Origin of the sequence: Arthrobacter sp. NPDC058127 (assembly GCF_042884555.1) — a bacterium.
In the GTDB taxonomy this organism is placed as follows: Bacteria; Actinomycetota; Actinomycetes; order Actinomycetales; family Micrococcaceae; genus Arthrobacter.
The window spans coordinates 1-17,051 of sequence record NZ_JBHVTT010000027.1 but is presented as its reverse complement, the minus strand read 5'-3'; the positions used below and the strand labels follow the sequence as shown (position 1 = coordinate 17,051).

Genomic DNA, 17,051 nt, shown 5'->3' with positions numbered 1-17,051 from the left:
AGAGTAGTTTCCATGGGCTTTGCTGAAATCTTTGTTGCCACCCACGATGAAGCACTCAAGAGGGCCGCTGCCCTGGAGAAGGGCAGTGACGTATCCGGCGCCGCGGTACGGATCCCGGGAATCAGCGATTTTGAAGTAGAACAACTTGGCGACCTGGCCGGCACGGCCGTGCACGCAGCCGGGGCCGACTATGAGCTCGCTTTGGTGGACGTCACCAGCGACGCCTTGCTGGGCGTCCCCGAAGCCATGGTGCGTGCCTTGTCTGAGCTTCTCAGCTACGAGACCGAGGGCGAGGGAAGCATCCTCGACGACGTCGCCGAACGCTGGGCGGCCCAAGAAGATATGCCCTTTGACGCCCAACAGTCCCGGCTGTATGTCCAGCAGTTGGCGTCGCTCGCGAGCGACGTCGAGAAGGCCGAACGGGCCGGTCTCTACGTCTGGTCCGCCGAGCAGTAACCCTGCGGTAAACCCGCCGCACGGCCGCGTGTTCGAAATACTGGCTGCCATCTGGCACAATAGACAGGTACTCGATCCGCGTGGCCCCTCTCTCCGTGCGTGCATCTTGTCCTTGGAACCCTCAAGTATGGCCCGCCCCACGGGTGCAGAACGACGGGCTCAACCCCGTTTCAGAAACAGGAGTGACCACAAAAGTGGCCGTAAAGATTCGCCTTAAGCGCTTCGGTAAGATGCGCGCACCGTACTACCGCATCGTCGTCATGGACTCCCGCGCCAAGCGCGATGGCCGTGCGATTGAAGAAATCGGCAAGTACCACCCCACCGAAGAGCCCTCGTACATCGAGGTCGTCTCCGAGCGTGCACAGTACTGGCTGTCCGTCGGCGCCCAGCCGACCGAGCAGGTTGCCGCGATCCTCAAGATCACCGGTGACTGGCAGAAGTTCAAGGGTCTCCCGGGCCAGGAAGGCACGCTGAAGACCAAGGTCGCCAAGCCTGCTTTCGTTGCACCGGAGAAGGGTTCCGTCATCATCCCGGAAGCCATCACCAAGAAGGCCAAGCAGTCGGAAGCAACTGAAGCTCCCGCTGACGCTGAAGCAGAGACCACCGAGGCTGAGTAAGTTGCTGGCAGAAGCGCTCGAGCACTTGGTCCGTGGCATCGTTGACAGCCCTGAGGACGTCAAGGTCAGTGCCAAGAACAACCGCCGCGGGGAATCCCTCGAGGTGCGTGTTCACCAGGACGATCTCGGACGGGTGATCGGTCGCCAGGGTCGCACCGCACGCGCTTTGCGCACTGTGATTGCGGCATTGGCGGGCGGCGAGCAGGTCAGGGTCGACGTCGTCGACACCGACCGTCGCCGGTAACGCGCTCAGCAATACTTGTCTTAGATCCGGCCCCTTCACCAGATTATGGTGGAGGGGCCGGATTGTTTTACGAGCAAAACCCCCAGCCTTGGTCCCTAAGTCGGCCCAGCGAAGAAATCAGAGGAACCCCATGCAGCTCCAGGTTGCCCGAATCGGCAAGCCCCACGGAATCCGCGGCGAAGTCACTGTCCAGGTGCTCACTGATGCCCCCGGCGATCGTTTCGTCCCGGGGACCGAATTTGTGGTGGAGCCCGCAAAGGCCGGTCCCTTGACCATCAGCAGCGCCCGCTGGAACAAGGACATCCTGTTGCTCGGTTTCGAAGAGATCTCCACGCGCAACCAGGCGGAGGAAATCCGCGGCGCGAAGCTGTTCATAGAGACGGAAGAACTGGAGGAGGACGACGACGAAGGCTGGTACGAGCATGAGCTCGTCGGCCTTGAGGTCCGTGTCGGCTCGCAGACCGTGGGCAAGGTAACCGCACTCAACACGATGCCCGTGCAGGATCTGCTGGTCATTGAAGACGCGGACGGCAAGGAAATCCTGGTGCCGTTCGTCGAAGAGATCGTGCCTGAGGTCAACGTCGAGGACGGCTACGTGCTTCTTACCCCTCCGCCGGGCCTCTTCGAACTGAACACTGACGCTTCGGGCTCCGATACGGAAGAGGACGACGCCCACACCAAGGATGACGCCTAGATGCGCATCGATGTCGTCAGCATCTTTCCCGAGTACCTGGCGCCACTCGAGCTTTCCCTCATAGGCAAGGCCCGTCAGGATGGGCTTTTGGAGCTCAATGTCCATGACTTGAGGACCTTCACCACGGACAAGCACCGCACCGTGGACGACACTCCGTATGGTGGCGGTGCGGGCATGGTCATGAAACCCGAACCCTGGGCCCAGGCCTTGGAATCCATTGCCGATGCGCGGCTTGCCGTAGCGGAAAGCCCCGCAACTGACGGCCCATCCGACGGACCGACGAAAAGGCCGGTCCTGATCGTCCCGTCGCCCGCGGGGGAGCGTTTCAACCAGGCCCTCGCCTATGAGCTCGCCGAGGAAGAGCAACTCGTTTTCGCCTGCGGCCGCTATGAAGGCATTGACGAGCGCGTCATCGAGTGGGCGGCAGGACACTTCACGGTCCGCCCGGTCAGTTTGGGCGACTACGTCCTCAACGGCGGCGAGGTTGCAGTCCTTGCCATGGTCGAGGCCATCGGACGATTGCTTCCGGGCGTCGTCGGCAATCCCGAATCCTTGGTGGAGGAATCCCATTCAGACGGCTTGCTGGAGTACCCGGTCTACACGAAGCCCTCGTCGTGGCGCGATCGTGACGTGCCCGCCGTCCTCTTGAGCGGCAACCACGGCAAGATCGCCCAGTGGCGGCGCCACGAACAGTTCCGCCGCACGGCGGAACGCCGCCCGGACCTGCTCGCAGAGTTCGACGCCGGCCGCCTGACACGCGCGGACCGCACCGCTTTCGGCGAACTCGGGTACGACGTCGTCGACGGCCGGTTGCGGCACCGCCCGGACGGCAACCTCCCGGACTGAGCCCCGCCGTCGGGCAACTTCATCCTCCAGCCGGCCGCAACCACCGGGCCGCATTCGCGGGATTGGCCGGAACTCCCGGGGTGTGGCAGAATTAACCCTTGTGTCTACTGGGTTCGCGCCTGCCACAGGGGGAGCGTCACCAACAGCATGACAACCCGGAACCACCAATCAGTGGCGGTATCGGACTTGAAAATCTTCGGCGGTAATTTCCGGACGGCTTTGCGCCCCGGGCTTGCCCGCCGTGACCCAAAGTGGATGACCTGTGGCGTTCACCAGGAGTGGATTAATGCATATCCTCGATAGCGTAGATGCAGCTTCGCTGCGTAACGATGTTCCCGAGTTCCGCGCGGGTGACACCATCAAGGTTCACGTGAACATCATCGAAGGCAAGAACTCCCGTGTCCAGGTCTTCCAGGGCTTCGTCCTGGGCCGCCAGGGTGACGGCGTTCGCGAAACCTTCACGGTCCGCAAGGTTTCCTTCGGTGTCGGCGTAGAGCGTACCTTCCCGGTTCACTCCCCGATCATCGAGAAGATCGAGGTCGTCACCAAGGGTGACGTCCGTCGCGCCAAGCTCTACTACATGCGCGCACTGCGCGGTAAGGCTGCGAAGATCAAGGAAAAGCGCGACTTCGCCACCGGCAAGTAGGTCTTTCGACCAACAGCGGGTCCTGGATTCGTGTCCGGCCTGCGCCGGAGAAATCCGCAACGCAACAGGAAACGAATCATGGACCACGCAAAACGCCAGCCCCGGAAACAGGGCTGGCGTTTTGTTTTGCTCGCATTTGTCCTGGCCGTGGCAATCAGCGGGCTTGTCCGGTCCTTGTGGCTAGATGTCTACTTCATCCCCTCCGAGTCCATGGAGCCGATCCTGGGCACCGGGGACCGCATCCTTGTCTCCCGGACTGATTTCGCCGCAGACCCTATTCGCCGTGGAGACATCGTGGTCTTCGACGGCAGGGGAACCTTTGCTCCGCTGAACAGCGGCAAGGGACCGTTTGCCGACGCCGTGGCCGCCACCGGCCATTGGCTGGGCCTGACGGGAAGCGAGACGACATACGTCAAACGTGTCATCGGGCTTCCCGGAGACCACGTTGTTTGTTGTGGCACCGATGGAAAACTCACAGTCAACGGTCAGCCGCTTGAGGAACCCTATCTTTATCCCGGCGACACGCCGAGCGAACAGAGGTTCGACGTCATCGTTCCGAGTGACCGATTGTGGCTCATGGGGGACCACCGTTCACGATCGGCCGATTCGCGCGGCCTTCTGGGCGCACCCGGCGGAGGAATGGTGCCACTGGAGCGTGTCATCGGGCGTCCGGTCCGGATTATCTGGCCGCTTGATAGATTTGCAGAACTGCCTCGCCCTGCGCAGGCCGGTACAACCTCGAAGAACGGACGATAGATGCCCGAGACAACTCCCGGGAAGCCGGAACGGCACGACGACGATGCCCGGCTCCTGGACGGACCGTCCGCTCCCCGCATGGATCTCGCAGCGGACGACGCCGATCCGGCCCCGGACAGGGGGACCGGCCCGGCGGCTGCCTCGCCTGGGGAGCAGGAGTCTCCGCGCCGCGCCGCGCGGCGGGGTTCGCGGCTGGCTTCGGACGAAAGCGATCGGTCTGAAACTGCCGGCAAAACCCACGCCAGTCCGTTCCTCGGCTGGCTCAGGGAAATCGGCACCGTGGTGGTCATCGCCATCGTGTTGTCCTTCCTCATCAAGACTTTCCTGTTCCGTGCCTTCTTCATTCCCTCGGAGTCCATGGTCAACACCCTTGACGTTGACGACCGGATCTTCGTTAATCTGCTGGTTCCGCAGCCTTTCGCACTGGAGCGCGGCGACATCGTGGTCTTCAAGGACACACAAGGATGGCTGCCCCCCACGCAGAAGGCGGCGCCCGGGCCCTTCAAATGGTTCCAGGACGGACTTGTCTTCGTCGGGTTGCTACCGGACGAGACCAATCAGCACCTCGTCAAGCGCGTGATCGGCCTGCCGGGGGACAGGGTCTCGTGCTGCGACAGTTCCGCGCGGGTCAGCGTCAACGGCACGGTTCTTAACGAGAGCTACATCAATCCTGCCCAGGTTCCCATGGCCAAGTCTTTCGATGTGGTGGTCCCTGCGGGCAAAATTTGGGTTATGGGCGACAACCGCAACAACTCGGCCGACTCCCGGGAACACCAATCAGTCAATGGTGGTTTTATCGACATCTCCGACGTCGAGGGCAAAGCCACGGTGATTGCCTGGCCCATCAACCGTTGGCAGATCCTTGACAACCACTCCGAGGTCTTCCGCAACGTTCCTGCGCCGTCGCCCCAGAACACGGCTTCACCCACGGCTCCAGCGAGCAAATGATGGCGCCCGCAGGGACCAGGACGGCGGGAGCGGCAATGCCGGTTCGAACGCAGCGGAAACCCGCCGCGCGGACCAAGCACGCTCCTGATTTTCCGACCCTGGACGTCGAACGGGGTTTCCTGGCTCCGGGGGTCACGCTCCTGGCCGGTGTCGACGAAGTAGGGCGAGGAGCCCTTGCAGGGCCGGTATCGGTGGGGATCGCCGTCGTCGATCTCAGGGACCACGGCTTGCTCGCCGATGTCCGCGACAGCAAACTTCTCAAGCCCGAAGACCGCGAGCGTTTGGAACCGCTGGTTCGCGAATGGGCGGTTGGCTCCGCAGTGGGCCACGCAAGTTCGATGGAGATCGATGCACTGGGCATTGTGGGTGCCCTGCGCCTTGCCGGAACACGCGCCTGGTTCGAGATTCTCGACTCGGGCGTGCATCCGGACCTCGTGCTGCTGGATGGAAGCCACAACTGGCTCTCGCCCCAGAGCCAAGGTTCCTTATTCGACGTCGAGCCATCCGGTCCTGCCTGCGAGGCGCCAGTGCACACCCGCGTGAAGGCGGACATGAGCTGCCTCAGCGTGGCGGCTGCCAGCGTGCTGGCCAAGGTGGCCAGGGACCGCATCATGCTTGGCCTGCACGAGGAATATCCGGCCTTCGGCTGGAACGAGAACAAGGGCTACGCCACGTCCTTCCACCGCGATGCCATCAGATCGTTGGGTCCCACGCCGTACCACCGGACCAGCTGGAACCTGATCTAGACCCCGCTTTTCCCTGTCCTGGATGCCGCCCGCCCAACCTTGGCGGCGTGTGCCCGCTCTATGGTGCAAGATGGATCTATGAGTGCCGAGGATCTTGAGAACTACGAAACCGACATGGAGCTGCAGCTCTACCGCGAATACCGCGACGTTGTTGGTTTGTTCAGCTACGTTGTCGAGACCGAACGGCGGTTCTATCTGGCGAACCACGTTGACCTGCAGGCCCGCAGTGCCGATGGCGAGGTCTATTTCGACCTCACGCTCCAGGATGCCTGGGTTTGGGACGTCTACCGTTCGGCGCGTTTCGTGAAGAATGTCCGGGTCATTACGTTCAAGGACGTCAACGTCGAAGAACTTCCGCGCAGCGAGGAACTTTCCCTGCCGAAGGACGGCGACCTAGGCGATCTTGGCAACCTGGGCAACTAGGAAGCCCGACAACTAGTCCTCCACACCGTCTGGCTGACGGAGTTTTCCCACATAGCCGAACTGCCCCCTGTCTTTGGATTCTCCGCGCCTCCAGGCTGGAAGCGGAGGTGGTCATGAAAGCCAAAGACCAGTTGGGCCGGCACGGCGAAACGCTGGCCGTCACTTTCCTTGAAACCCAGGGAATGCGGATTGTGGACCGCAATTGGAGATGCTCCGAGGGCGAGATCGACATCGTGGCGCTCGACGGCGACACTCTGGTGATCGCCGAGGTCAAGACGCGGAAGAACCTGGCCTATGGGCACCCTTTCGAAGCGGTCGGCGCTGCCAAGCTCGCTAGGCTCCATCGCCTGGCTTTGTCCTGGTGCCGTGATCACGAGCTGCGCGTCCTGCGCCGCCGGGTGGATGTGGTGGGAATCATCGACGACGGCGTGGGCGAGCCACAGCTCGAACACCTCAAGGGTGTGGGCTAGATGGGCGTGGGCCGAAGCTACTCCGTTGCGCTGCTTGGCCTGAACGGTTACATCGTGGAGGTCGAGGCAGATATCGGCCAAACCCTCCCCAATTTCGTGATCCTGGGTCTGCCGGATGCCTCCTTGAACGAAGCCAAGGAGCGCATTCGTTCCGCGGCACAGAACTCAGGCATCCCGCTGAGTCGTCGAAAGATCACCGCGAACCTGATTCCGGCCTCACTGCCGAAGCGCGGCTCGGGATTCGACCTCGCGATCACCATGGCAGTATTGCGCGCTGCCGGTGATATCCGTTCTACGGAAGGTACTGTCTTCATCTCCGAGTTGGGATTGGATGGCAGGTTGAGGCCGGTTCGCGGCATCTTGCCGGCGGTCATGGCAGCTGTTCAGGCAGGTCATCAGGAGATCGTGGTGGCGCACGCAAACGTCGCCGAGGCGGAGTTGGTTCCGGGCGCGGTGGTCCGCGGCTATAAGACCTTAGCCCGCCTTGCGTTTGATTTCGGGGCCAATCCGCAGGACCTGGCCCTGGATTACGATCCGGCCGATGGTGACGTTGCAGGAGACCACGACGTCGGGGCCGCGGTTGTTCCGGATCTTTGTGATGTCTCGGGGCAAGGCGATGCCCGCCGCGCCTTGGAGGTTGCGGCAGCCGGCGCACATCATGTGCTGCTTTGCGGGCCGCCCGGTGCGGGCAAGACGATGCTTGCCGAGCGGCTCCCGGGGCTCTTGCCGGATTTGGGGGACCAGGAAGCCATGGAGGTCACGGCGATCCACTCGCTTTCGGCTGTCCATGTTGATTCGGTACGGCTGTTGCGTCGCCCGCCCTTTGAGAACCCACATCACAGCGCCACCGCCGCAGCAATCATCGGCGGTGGTTCCGGCTTGCCGCGGCCGGGGGCGGCATCACGGGCGCATCGTGGCGTTTTGTTCCTGGACGAGGCCCCCGAGTACGAACGCCGGGTCCTGGACGCCCTGCGGCAACCTCTGGAGAGCGGCGAGCTGGTCATCCATCGCTCCGCCGGCACAGCCGCATATCCGGCCCGCTTCCAGCTGGTCCTCGCGGCGAACCCTTGCCCTTGCGGGAAGGCCACTGGGAAGGGAGTCGATTGCACCTGCACCCCGGTGATGCGGCGCCGCTACTTCGGGCGCATGTCCGGGCCGTTGCTGGACAGAGTGGACATCCAGCTTCAGGTGGAGCGTGTATCCCTCGCGGACTTCGGGCAATCCGGAGCAGAGGAGGACACGGCCACGGTCGCCGGGAGGGTCCATGCCGCCCGGTCGCGGCAACGTGAGCGGCTCGGGAGTTTCGGGATGGAAACCAACTCGCAGGTTCCCGGGCGGGTACTGCGCGGCGAACTGCGACTCCCTTCCGCGACCACGAAGATCCTGGATACTTCCCTGGAACGTGGAATCCTCACGGCCAGAGGTTACGACCGCGTCCTGCGTCTCGCGTGGACCCTTGCTGATCTGGGCCACAGAGACCAACCCCACAGCGACGATATCGGACAGGCCCTCGGCTTGCGGCAGGCGGTTGCGGCCGCATGAAAGGACACGCCATGACTGAACACGGCCAGCGGCTCACCTCGGACGCTCCGGACCGGAGCAGGGAGCGACTCGCCCGGGCAGCGCTATCACGGCTGATGGAACCGCAAGATGCGGCCGGGCTCGCGCTCGTGCAGGCCGCAGGGGCCGTTGACGGTCTCAGAATAGCTACCGGCGAACTCGCTCCCGGGCACGGGCTTGAGCAGGAAGTGGCTTCCTTGTTGGTGGACAATGGGGTTTCTTCTGCCGGGGCTGGTTTGGCTGCTGCATTGAGAAGGTGGGCGCCACGGATCCCGGATCTTGCACCGGACCGCGATCTTGCCACCATGCAACGCCTGGGTGGTCGCATGATCATCCCTGGGGACCCGCTGTGGCCCGCGCAGTTGGCAGACCTGGGCCTTCATGAGCCGTTGTGTTTGTGGTGGCGGGGACACGAATTGGCGTTCCCACCCATCCGGCGGGTTGTGGCCCTCGTAGGCTCACGGGACAGTACAAGCTATGGGGCCTCAGTAACGGGTGATTTCGCCTATGGGCTGGGTCAGCGCGGCTGCACCGTCGTGTCTGGAGGGGCTTACGGTATCGACGCCCATGCGCACCGTGGGGCTTTGGCCGGGGGCACCAGCGACATGCCGACCATCGCGGTGATGGCCGGGGGCGTGGACCGATACTATCCGTCCGGAAACGAGGATTTGCTGCGTGCCGTGGCAAACCAAGGTGCGCTCATTTCTGAAGTTCCCCCGGGCTCGGCGCCCACCCGTTACCGCTTCCTTCAGCGGAACAGGATTATCGCTGCCTTGGCAGCCGTGACCGTGGTGGTGGAAGCTCGATGGCGCTCGGGAGCCTTGAATACAGCCCATCATGCCGAATCCATCGGCAGGGCGGTCGCCGCGGTCCCGGGGTCCATCCACAGCGCCAACTCTGCGGGCTGCCATCGGCTCCTCCGGGATGGCGGAGCTGTTTGCGTCACGGACGTCGGAGAGATCGCTGAACTGGCAGGGTCGAGCGGTGAGGGGCTCGTCGGGGACAAGGAAACGGCAGCCTCGGATCACGACGGGCTCACCCTCGAGGACCTCATCCTGCTCGACTCCCTGCCCGTCCGTTCTACGAGCTCGGTGGAGAAGCTCGCGGTCGTTGCGGGACTCAGCCCCGAGTCCGTCAGGGCAGGTCTTGGACGCCTCGGCCTGTTGGGCTTGGCGGTATCAGTGAGTGGCGCGTGGAAAAGGTCCGGAAAGAGATATTGAGGGGGGTGCGGTGCGGGCCTGACGGGATCACACGAGCCCGGACCTTGGCTGGCTCCCGCACGGAACGTGGCGATGCCAGCCACCGGGCCCCGCGGCTGGCACAGTGGAAGGGTGCAAGAGAATCCGCTCCCCGAAGCACTCGCCGGGTCCGTTCAGCACTTCCGGCGTTACCTCGAAAGCGAACGGGCCAGGTCCGCCCACACGGTGAGGGCGTACATCGCCGACGTCGAGAACCTACTGCGCTTCGCTGCCGTGGAGGGCGTGGGGGAACTCGCGGACCTGGAACTCGGCACCCTTCGACGTTGGCTGGGGGCACAAAGCGAATCCGGCCGGTCCAGGGCAACACTCGCCCGGCATGCCGCGACGGCCCGCGCATTCACCGCCTGGGCCCTGCGGGAAGAACTCATCGCGTCGGACCCCGCCATTCGCCTCCAAGCCCCCAAACGGGACCACACACTCCCCGGAGTCCTTCACCAGCAGCAAGTCTCCAGGATCTTCGAAAACCTGTCAGAGGCAGCCGCGGAGGGCTCTCCGATGCCGTTGAGAAACCGCGCCGTCGTCGAATTGCTCTACGCCACAGGGATCCGCGTCGGCGAGCTCGCCGGCCTGGACATCGATGATCTCGATCCGGACCGCCGGACTCTTCGCGTGCTCGGCAAAGGCAACAAGGAACGGACGGTGCCCTATGGGGTCCCGGCTGCGCTCGCCGTCGACGACTGGCTCCGCCGCGGACGCCCACGGCTCGCAAACGAGCGCAGCGGGCCGGCACTCTTCCTCAGTTCAAGGGGCAACCGCATCGATCAGCGCCAGGCCCGCAGCGTCGTCAACGACCTCCTGGCAGCCTTGGGGGATACCGCGGCAACCGGCCCCCATGCCCTGCGTCACACCGCCGCCACCCATTTGCTCGACGGCGGCGCGGACCTGCGTGCCGTGCAGGAAATCCTGGGACACAGCAGCCTCGCAACAACCCAGATCTACACCCATGTGTCGGTGGACCGGCTCCGGAAGAGCTATCAACAAGCCCACCCCCGTGCTTAAGGACCAGAAACCGTGCCACACTTCGAACAGTCCCAGAGGAGGAAAACCGCCCGTCCGTGAATCGCACTGGCGTAATTCGGGTCGGTACGGCAAAATGAAAGCACTGCGGGGGAACTTTCAACCAAAACTTGAATGTTCTTCCGCTGCGGAAAAAATCATAGATAGGTAGGAAAACCGGAACAGCGCGGCACCCGCGCAGCACATTTTCATCCAGGCAGAGGTCGTTGGGGAAGACGTACCTACAGCTATGGAGGATGGAATGTCTGTTGCAATAACCCGCGGTGTCTTGTTTGTGCATTCGGCCCCTACCGCGTTGTGCCCTCACGTTGAGTGGGCCATCGGATCGGTCGTTGACAAGCGGACCGATCTTGAGTGGACCCCTCAGCCGGCCGCGCCCGGAATGTTCCGCGCCGAGCTCTCCTGGGCAGGAGTCCCTGGAACGGGTGCCCAATTGGCTTCGGCACTGCGAGGATGGGCGCACCTTCGCTACGAAGTCACCGAGGAGCCCAGCCAAGGCGTCGACGGCGCGCGTTGGTCGCACACACCGGAGCTGGGTATTTTCCATGCCGTCACCGATGTCCACGGCAACATCATGGTGACTGAGGACCGCATCCGCTACGCCTACGAGTCGGGGGCGGGAGATCCTGCCGCCGTCTACCACGAACTTTCCTTGGCGCTCGGTGAGGCCTGGGACGAAGAGCTCGAGCCCTTCCGCCATGCCGCTGAAGGCGCCCCTGTGCGCTGGCTCCACCAGGTCGGTTAGGCTCCACCAGGTCGGTTAGGGAACGCCAGCTCGGTTAGGGAACGCCCGGTCGGTTAGGGAACAAAGTTCCCAAAATAGCTTTTCCATAGCAAAGAGGAGGGCCCCACCACGGTGGGGCCCTCCTCTTGTGCCTTGCTTTGTTCGTCGAAGCTCCGGCGACTGTCAGACGTTGCGGATGGCGATGACGGCGTTGTGGCCGCCGAAACCGAAGGAGTTGCTCAAAGCGACAATGTCACCGGCAGGCAATGTGCGTGCCGAAGTGACGACGTCGAGCGGGATCTCCGGATCCTGGTTCTCAAGGTTGATGGTCAACGGAGCCTGGCGTTCGTAGACGGCGAGGACCGTCAGCACCGCTTCTACGGCCCCTGAAGCGCCCAACAGGTGGCCCATCTGCGACTTGGTGGCGGAGACCGCCACATTGTCGACGTGGGCGCCCAGTGCCGCGCGGAGCGCCGTGTACTCGGGCTTGTCACCAACAGGCGTCGAGGTGGCGTGGGCGTTGACGTGCACGACGTCCTCAGCTTGGATGCGGCCATCGAACATGGCAGCCTTCAAAGCGCGGGTAGCGCCCAGGCCTTCCGGGTCCGGTGCCGTGATGTGGTAGGCGTCAGCCGTGACTGAAGTGCCGGCGAGCTCAGCGTAGATGCGTGCGCCGCGGGCGATCGCGTGCTCCTCGGCTTCCAGGACCAGGGCGCCGGCGCCTTCACCCATGACAAAGCCGTCGCGGTCGCGGTCGTATGGCCGCGAAGCGTGCTCGGGATCGTCATTGCGGCGCGAGAGGGCCTGCATCGAAGAAAACGCGGCGAGCGGCATCGGGTGGATGGCGGCTTCGGCGCCGCCGCAGACGACGACGTCGGCCTTGCCGGAGCGGATGAGATCCAGGCCGAGGTGCAAGGCTTCGGTGCCGGAAGCGCAGGCAGAAACCGGGGTGTGCGCACCGGCGCGGGCACCAAGGTCAAGGCTGACCGCGGCGGCGACGCCGTTCGGCATGAGCATGGGAACCGTCATGGGCAGAACCCGGCGGGGGCCCTTTTCCCTCAGCGTGTCCCAGGCGTCCAGGAGCGTCCAGACGCCACCGATACCCGTGGCGAAAGCCACGGCAAGGCGATCGTGGTCGATTTCGGTGATACCGGAATCAGCCCAGGCCTCGCGGGCGGCGATGACACCGAATTGCGTGGACGGGTCCATGCGCTTGGCTTCTACGCGGCTCAGAACCTCGAGGGCCGGCGTCGAGCACCGGGCGGCAAAGTGGACCGGAAGGTCATACTTGGCAACCCACTCGTCCTCGAGTGTGTGGGCACCGGAGACCCCTTTGAGCGCGTTCTTCCACATCGTGGGGACGTCGCCGCCGATGGGCGTTGTGGCGCCCAGACCGGTTATGACTACTTTGCGTGCCATGCGATCACTCTCTGTCGGATCAGCCAACCCACGTGCTGTTCTCACTGGGGAGGCAGGAAAAAACTTTGGGAGATAAAGCAGCTGTGCCGGGCTTCGGATGCAACAGGGCGCACCCGAAGTCCGGCACAGTTGAGGCCAGGCTAGGCCTGTGCGTTCGAGATGAAGTTGACGGCGTCGCCGACGGTCTTGAGGTTCTTGACCTCTTCGTCCGGGATGCGCACGCCGAACTTCTCTTCGGCGTTGACGACGATGGTCATCATGGAGATGGAGTCGATGTCGAGGTCCTCGGTGAAGGACTTGTCCAGCTCCACGGCTTCGGTGGCGAGGCCGGTCTCTTCGTTCACGATTTCAGCCAGGCCGGCCAGGATTTCTTCGTTGCTAGCCATTGTTGGCTCCTTTTCTTGTTGTGCCGGCTATTGCCGGAATGGGGGCAAACCGCGGTTACGGCTTGGGTTTCAAAGCGCTATTCAATTGGAAGGCAGGCGCGGTCCGAAACTACGGAAGAACGATTACCTGGGCACCAAACACAAGACCGGCACCGAAGCCGATCTGCAAGGCGAGGCCGCCGCTGAGCGCCGGGTTCTCCTTGAGGAGTCGGTGCGTGGCCAGCGGAATGGAGGCGGCAGAAGTATTTCCCGCATCGGCGATGTCCCGTGCAACCACCACAGTCTCGGGAAGTTTGAGCTTCTTGACCATCTCATCGATGATCCGCATGTTCGCCTGGTGCGGGACAAACGCCGCCAGATCCAAGGCTTCAATGCCTGCGGCGTCGAGGGCTTGCTGGGCAACCTTCGCCATTTCCCAGACGGCCCAGCGGAAGACCGTCTGGCCGTCCTGGCGGAGCGTCGGCCAGACATCCTGCGCTGCGGAAATAATGGCCTGATCGTCGGATTCATCCGAGTGGCGGGCAGTCTCGCCAAGGTTGCGGACTTCGTCGAGGGAATGCGTCATGCCGATCGCGTTCCACTTGCTGCCATCGGATCCCCAGACGGACGGGGCAATGCCGGGCGTGTCGGACGGGCCGATGATCACGGCGCCCGCACCGTCGCCGAGAAGGAAGGAAATGGTTCGCTCATGGTTGTCGATGACGTCCGAGAGCTTCTCGGCGCCGACCACCAGGACGTATTCAGCCGCGCCCGATCGGACCAAGGCGTCGCCCTGGGCGATGCCATAGCAGTAGCCTGCACATGCCGCGGAGATGTCGAAGGCCGGTGCAGGGGTGGCGCCCAAACGGTCGGTGAGGGCGGCGGCGGCGGACGGCGTGGCATACGGGTGCGTGACGGTGGAGACGATGACGGCACCCAGCTGGGAAGCCTCAATGCCGGCCTGCTTGAGTGCCTCGCGGGCAGCGCCTTCGGCCATGTCGATAACGCTGACATCGGCCGCAGCGCGGTGGCGGGTCACGATGCCTGTGCGCTGGCGGATCCATTCGTCCGAGGAATCGATCCACTGGCAAACGTCGTCGTTGGTGACGATGATGTCAGGGCGGTATGCCCCGATGCCGATAACGCGCGAGTATGCGTTCGTCGGCGCTTGCTTGAGTACGGGGGCGCTCATGCGTCTCCCTCCAATTCCGCGAAGAGTGCAAGTGCGGCGGACAAGTCTTCCGGCGTCTTGACGGCAACGGTTTTCACGCCGGGCATGCCGCGCTTGGCGAGGCCGGCCAAGGTGCCGGCAGGTGCCAGTTCGATGAGTCCGGTGACTCCGCGCTGGACCAGGTTCTCCATGCAGAGGTCCCAGCGCACCGGGCGCGAGACCTGGGCGATCAGGCTTTCGACGGCGGCGCCGCCGTCCGTTACTTCCTGGCCATCGAAGTTCGAGAGCAAGGGAACCGTGGGAGCCTGCGGTTTGAGCGACGGCCGCAGTGCTTCAAGCGCGCTCACGGCCGGGGCCATGTGGGAGGTGTGGAATGCTCCGGCGACCTTCAGCGGGATGACCCTGGCCTTGGCAGGCGGGTTGTCAGCCAGCGCCTGGAGCTGTTCGAACGTGCCCGCGGCAACCGTCTGGCCCGCGCCGTTGACGTTCGCGGGAGTTGCGCCCGCTGCCTCGATAGCGGACAGCACCTCGGCCGGATCGCCGCCGACGACGGCACTCATTCCGGTGGGGGTGACGGCGGCGGCAGCGGCCATGTTGTTGGCACGCTCGCGGACAAACGTCATGGCTTCTTCCTCGCTCAGGACACCCGCAAGCGCCGAGGCCGTGATCTCCCCGACCGAGTGGCCGGCAAGGACGATCGGAAGGGTACTGAGTTCGACGTCGAACAGCGATTTCGCTGCCACGAGCCCTGCGGCAACAATCAGGGGCTGCGCGACGGCAGTGTCCTTGATGGTTTCTTCATCGGAGGTGGTGCCGTGGGCCTTGAGGTCGATGCCTGCGATTTCGCTCAGGGAGGCCAAATGGCCTTCTACGGAAGGGAGCTCCAGCCAGGGGGCCAAAAATCCAGGGGTCTGGGAGCCCTGTCCAGGGCAGACGATTGCAAGCACGTAACCAGCTTTCCAAATTGCCGCGTGAACTACTGGTGTTTGCGTACACCAAGCTCACTGGGTCAGTTTGTAGGAAGTCTACAACGGTTCAACCCGCGGATCGGGTACCGTGACGCTCCGACGTCGCCTTTGGCTGGGCCGAAAGCCTGCCCACAACCAACGCGGTTTGGAGCACGAAAGCCTCCCGGGGGAGGAGGGGATCCCACCCTGTGACGTCGCAGACGCGCTTGAGACGATACCGCACCGTGTTTGCGTGGACGAACAGCTCGCGGGCGGTTGCTTCGAGGGAATGGCCCAGTTCCAAGTAGGTTCCGAGGGTTTCAACAAGGCCGTTGGATGCGGCCAGCAGCGGCCGGTAAATGTTCTTGATCAGGGAACGGCGGGCGGCGTCGTCGCCTGAGACTACGCGCTCCGGGAGGAGGTCGTCAGCGGCTACCGGTCGCGGAGCCGACGGCCAGGCCTTGGCAGCTGTGAGCCCTGCAAAGGCTGCCTGTGCGGAGCTGCTTGCCTCCAACAGTGACCCGGCCTCGGGTCCATAGACCACCGCGCCGGGGGCGAACAGCTCGCTCAGTTTCAGATACGCGGTGTCGCGGTCTTGGACGCCACCGAGGATCAGGATGAGGCGATCGCCCTGGATGCCGACGAGGGCGTCCTCGGCGTAGCGTCCGGCGGTCCGGCGCAACTCGCTCACGTAGCTTGCGCTTGGTTCCGACGGCGAGTTGCCCACCATCACCGTGAAGCGCTCCTGGGCCTTCCAGCCGAGGGCCGCGATGCGGGAACGAAGGGCGTCGGTGTTCTCGCCACGGAGGATGGCGTCCACGATCAAGGCTTCGAGCCTGGTGTCCCAGGAACCGCGGGATTCGGCGGCGCGGGCATAGACATCGGCTGCGGCGAATGCCACTTCCCGCGAGTAGCGCAGGACCGCTTCGCGCAAAGAGGGCTGGTCGGCTTCGGGTGCGATGACGGGGACCTGGTCCTCCACCACCTCGACGACGATCCGGATCAGCTGGAGGGCCTTTTGCAGGCTGATGGAGCGGGTCAGTTCGGTCGGAGCATTCCCGAAGACGTCCGTCAGGATCCACGACGGCGAGCTCGGCCTCTCGTACCACGTCACGAAAGCCGCGATTCCGTTTTGGGCAACCAGGCCCAATGCTGAGCGTTCATCGGAGCTCAGCCGGCTGTACCATGGCAACGATTTCTCAAGCTTGCGCATGGTGGTGGTGGACAGTTGCCCCACATTGGCACGGAGCCGCTTGAGGGTCTCCGCCTTTTCGGGTGATAACGTGCGCGCGGCCGCTTTGCGTTTCGCGGGGGTTTGATTCGGCTCTGCCATGCCTTGAGCATACGGCGCATCATCCACAAGCTCCATTTGTGCGAAGGCTACAACTGCGATTGGTGCACGTCACGTGACTGTCCGCGTCGAGTGGTGCTGAGCGGCGATTGTTACTGCCCGGATGTTAAAGCCCGGGTGTTAAAGCCCGACGGCGGCCCGCACCTTTCGGTGTGGACCGCCGTCGAGATGTTGCTTGCTTCTCTGGAGGCTTAGCTTTCGCCGCCCGCCCCTCCGGTGGTGCCGGCGTTGACGTCGAGGAGGCTGTACTTCTCGATTGCCTGGGCCGGCGCCTGCACGTCAACTTCGCCTCGGCGGGCGAGGAGTTGGAGGGCTTTGACGACGATGGAGTGGGTGTCGTTTTTGAAGAAGCGGCGTGCGGCTTGGCGGGTGTCGGAGAATCCGAAGCCGTC

At 63.7% G+C, this 17,051-nt stretch carries 21 protein-coding genes; 15 read left to right on the top strand and 6 right to left on the bottom strand.

All coding sequences use genetic code 11. The features are described from left to right. Window positions 1–12: 12 nt before the first annotated feature. The 15 genes from ACFVTG_RS23200 to ACFVTG_RS23130 all read left to right on the top strand — a co-directional run bounded on the left by ACFVTG_RS23200 (window position 13) and on the right by ACFVTG_RS23130 (window position 11,427). Window positions 13–456 (top strand): hypothetical protein, encoded by a 444-nt coding sequence (locus ACFVTG_RS23200; RefSeq protein ID WP_284751125.1) that lies wholly within the window; start codon window positions 13–15, stop codon window positions 454–456. A gap of 194 nt (window positions 457–650) precedes the next feature. Beyond that, window positions 651–1,073, top strand: a complete 423-nt coding sequence (gene rpsP / locus ACFVTG_RS23195) for a 30S ribosomal protein S16 (protein WP_059387673.1) — start codon at window positions 651–653, stop codon at window positions 1,071–1,073. A gap of 1 nt (window position 1,074) precedes the next feature. After that, window positions 1,075–1,317: an RNA-binding protein gene (locus ACFVTG_RS23190; RefSeq protein ID WP_028267532.1), complete on the top strand. Its 243-nt coding sequence runs from the start codon at window positions 1,075–1,077 to the stop codon at window positions 1,315–1,317. Window positions 1,318–1,447: 130 nt separating this feature from the next. Then, window positions 1,448–2,011 carry a ribosome maturation factor RimM gene (gene rimM / locus ACFVTG_RS23185; protein ID WP_390283096.1) on the top strand — a complete coding sequence of 188 codons (564 nt, stop codon included), beginning with the start codon at window positions 1,448–1,450 and terminating at the stop codon, window positions 2,009–2,011. Beyond that, window positions 2,012–2,857: a tRNA (guanosine(37)-N1)-methyltransferase TrmD gene (gene trmD, locus ACFVTG_RS23180; RefSeq protein ID WP_390283094.1), complete on the top strand. Its 846-nt coding sequence runs from the start codon at window positions 2,012–2,014 to the stop codon at window positions 2,855–2,857. It abuts the gene before it with no gap. A gap of 286 nt (window positions 2,858–3,143) precedes the next feature. Further along, entirely contained in the window at window positions 3,144–3,503 is a 360-nt protein-coding gene (gene rplS, locus ACFVTG_RS23175; RefSeq protein ID WP_059387674.1) for a 50S ribosomal protein L19, read from the top strand. A 78-nt stretch (window positions 3,504–3,581) separates the two neighbouring features. Beyond that, the gene (gene lepB, locus ACFVTG_RS23170) at window positions 3,582–4,259 is read left to right on the top strand and encodes a signal peptidase I (RefSeq protein ID WP_390283092.1); all 678 of its coding nucleotides are present in this window, start codon (window positions 3,582–3,584) and stop codon (window positions 4,257–4,259) included. Then, window positions 4,260–5,207, top strand: coding sequence for a signal peptidase I (gene lepB, locus ACFVTG_RS23165; protein ID WP_390283090.1), 948 nt, complete (start codon window positions 4,260–4,262; stop codon window positions 5,205–5,207). It begins immediately after the preceding gene. Between the two features lie 35 nt (window positions 5,208–5,242). Beyond that, window positions 5,243–5,953: a ribonuclease HII gene (locus tag ACFVTG_RS23160; RefSeq protein ID WP_390283088.1), complete on the top strand. Its 711-nt coding sequence runs from the start codon at window positions 5,243–5,245 to the stop codon at window positions 5,951–5,953. 78 nt (window positions 5,954–6,031) lie between these two features. After that, window positions 6,032–6,376 carry a DUF2469 domain-containing protein gene (locus ACFVTG_RS23155; protein WP_059387678.1) on the top strand — a complete coding sequence of 115 codons (345 nt, stop codon included), beginning with the start codon at window positions 6,032–6,034 and terminating at the stop codon, window positions 6,374–6,376. A 113-nt stretch (window positions 6,377–6,489) separates the two neighbouring features. Further along, complete coding sequence (locus ACFVTG_RS23150; protein WP_284751118.1) at window positions 6,490–6,846, top strand: YraN family protein; 357 nt, start codon at window positions 6,490–6,492, stop codon at window positions 6,844–6,846. Next, window positions 6,847–8,388, top strand: a complete 1,542-nt coding sequence (locus ACFVTG_RS23145) for a YifB family Mg chelatase-like AAA ATPase (RefSeq protein WP_390283085.1) — start codon at window positions 6,847–6,849, stop codon at window positions 8,386–8,388. 11 nt (window positions 8,389–8,399) lie between these two features. Next, a complete protein-coding gene (dprA, locus tag ACFVTG_RS23140; RefSeq protein WP_390283083.1) occupies window positions 8,400–9,626 on the top strand; it encodes a DNA-processing protein DprA in 1,227 nt (408 codons plus the stop codon). A 72-nt stretch (window positions 9,627–9,698) separates the two neighbouring features. After that, complete coding sequence (locus ACFVTG_RS23135) at window positions 9,699–10,664, top strand: tyrosine recombinase XerC (protein ID WP_390283081.1); 966 nt, start codon at window positions 9,699–9,701, stop codon at window positions 10,662–10,664. A 259-nt stretch (window positions 10,665–10,923) separates the two neighbouring features. Further along, window positions 10,924–11,427: a DUF3145 domain-containing protein gene (locus tag ACFVTG_RS23130; RefSeq protein ID WP_078108617.1), complete on the top strand. Its 504-nt coding sequence runs from the start codon at window positions 10,924–10,926 to the stop codon at window positions 11,425–11,427. Between the two features lie 162 nt (window positions 11,428–11,589). Here the strand turns inward: ACFVTG_RS23130 and fabF are convergent, their stop codons facing one another. The 6 genes from fabF to ACFVTG_RS23100 all read right to left on the bottom strand — a co-directional run. Further along, on the bottom strand, window positions 11,590–12,825 hold the full coding sequence (gene fabF / locus ACFVTG_RS23125) for a beta-ketoacyl-ACP synthase II (RefSeq protein WP_284751104.1): 1,236 nt from the start codon (window positions 12,823–12,825) through the stop codon (window positions 11,590–11,592). 140 nt (window positions 12,826–12,965) lie between these two features. Further along, window positions 12,966–13,211: an acyl carrier protein gene (locus tag ACFVTG_RS23120; RefSeq protein ID WP_028267518.1), complete on the bottom strand. Its 246-nt coding sequence runs from the start codon at window positions 13,209–13,211 to the stop codon at window positions 12,966–12,968. Window positions 13,212–13,320: 109 nt separating this feature from the next. Further along, the gene (locus tag ACFVTG_RS23115) at window positions 13,321–14,382 is read right to left on the bottom strand and encodes a beta-ketoacyl-ACP synthase III (protein ID WP_390283078.1); all 1,062 of its coding nucleotides are present in this window, start codon (window positions 14,380–14,382) and stop codon (window positions 13,321–13,323) included. Then, the gene (locus ACFVTG_RS23110) at window positions 14,379–15,308 is read right to left on the bottom strand and encodes an ACP S-malonyltransferase (RefSeq protein ID WP_284751102.1); all 930 of its coding nucleotides are present in this window, start codon (window positions 15,306–15,308) and stop codon (window positions 14,379–14,381) included. The genes ACFVTG_RS23115 and ACFVTG_RS23110 overlap by 4 nt, the downstream gene beginning before the upstream one ends. 88 nt (window positions 15,309–15,396) lie before the next feature. Continuing rightward, window positions 15,397–16,641 carry a CdaR family transcriptional regulator gene (locus ACFVTG_RS23105; protein WP_284751101.1) on the bottom strand — a complete coding sequence of 415 codons (1,245 nt, stop codon included), beginning with the start codon at window positions 16,639–16,641 and terminating at the stop codon, window positions 15,397–15,399. A 209-nt stretch (window positions 16,642–16,850) separates the two neighbouring features. Beyond that, window positions 16,851–17,051: hypothetical protein (locus ACFVTG_RS23100; protein ID WP_390283076.1), on the bottom strand; the 201-nt coding region annotated here is incomplete at its 5' end.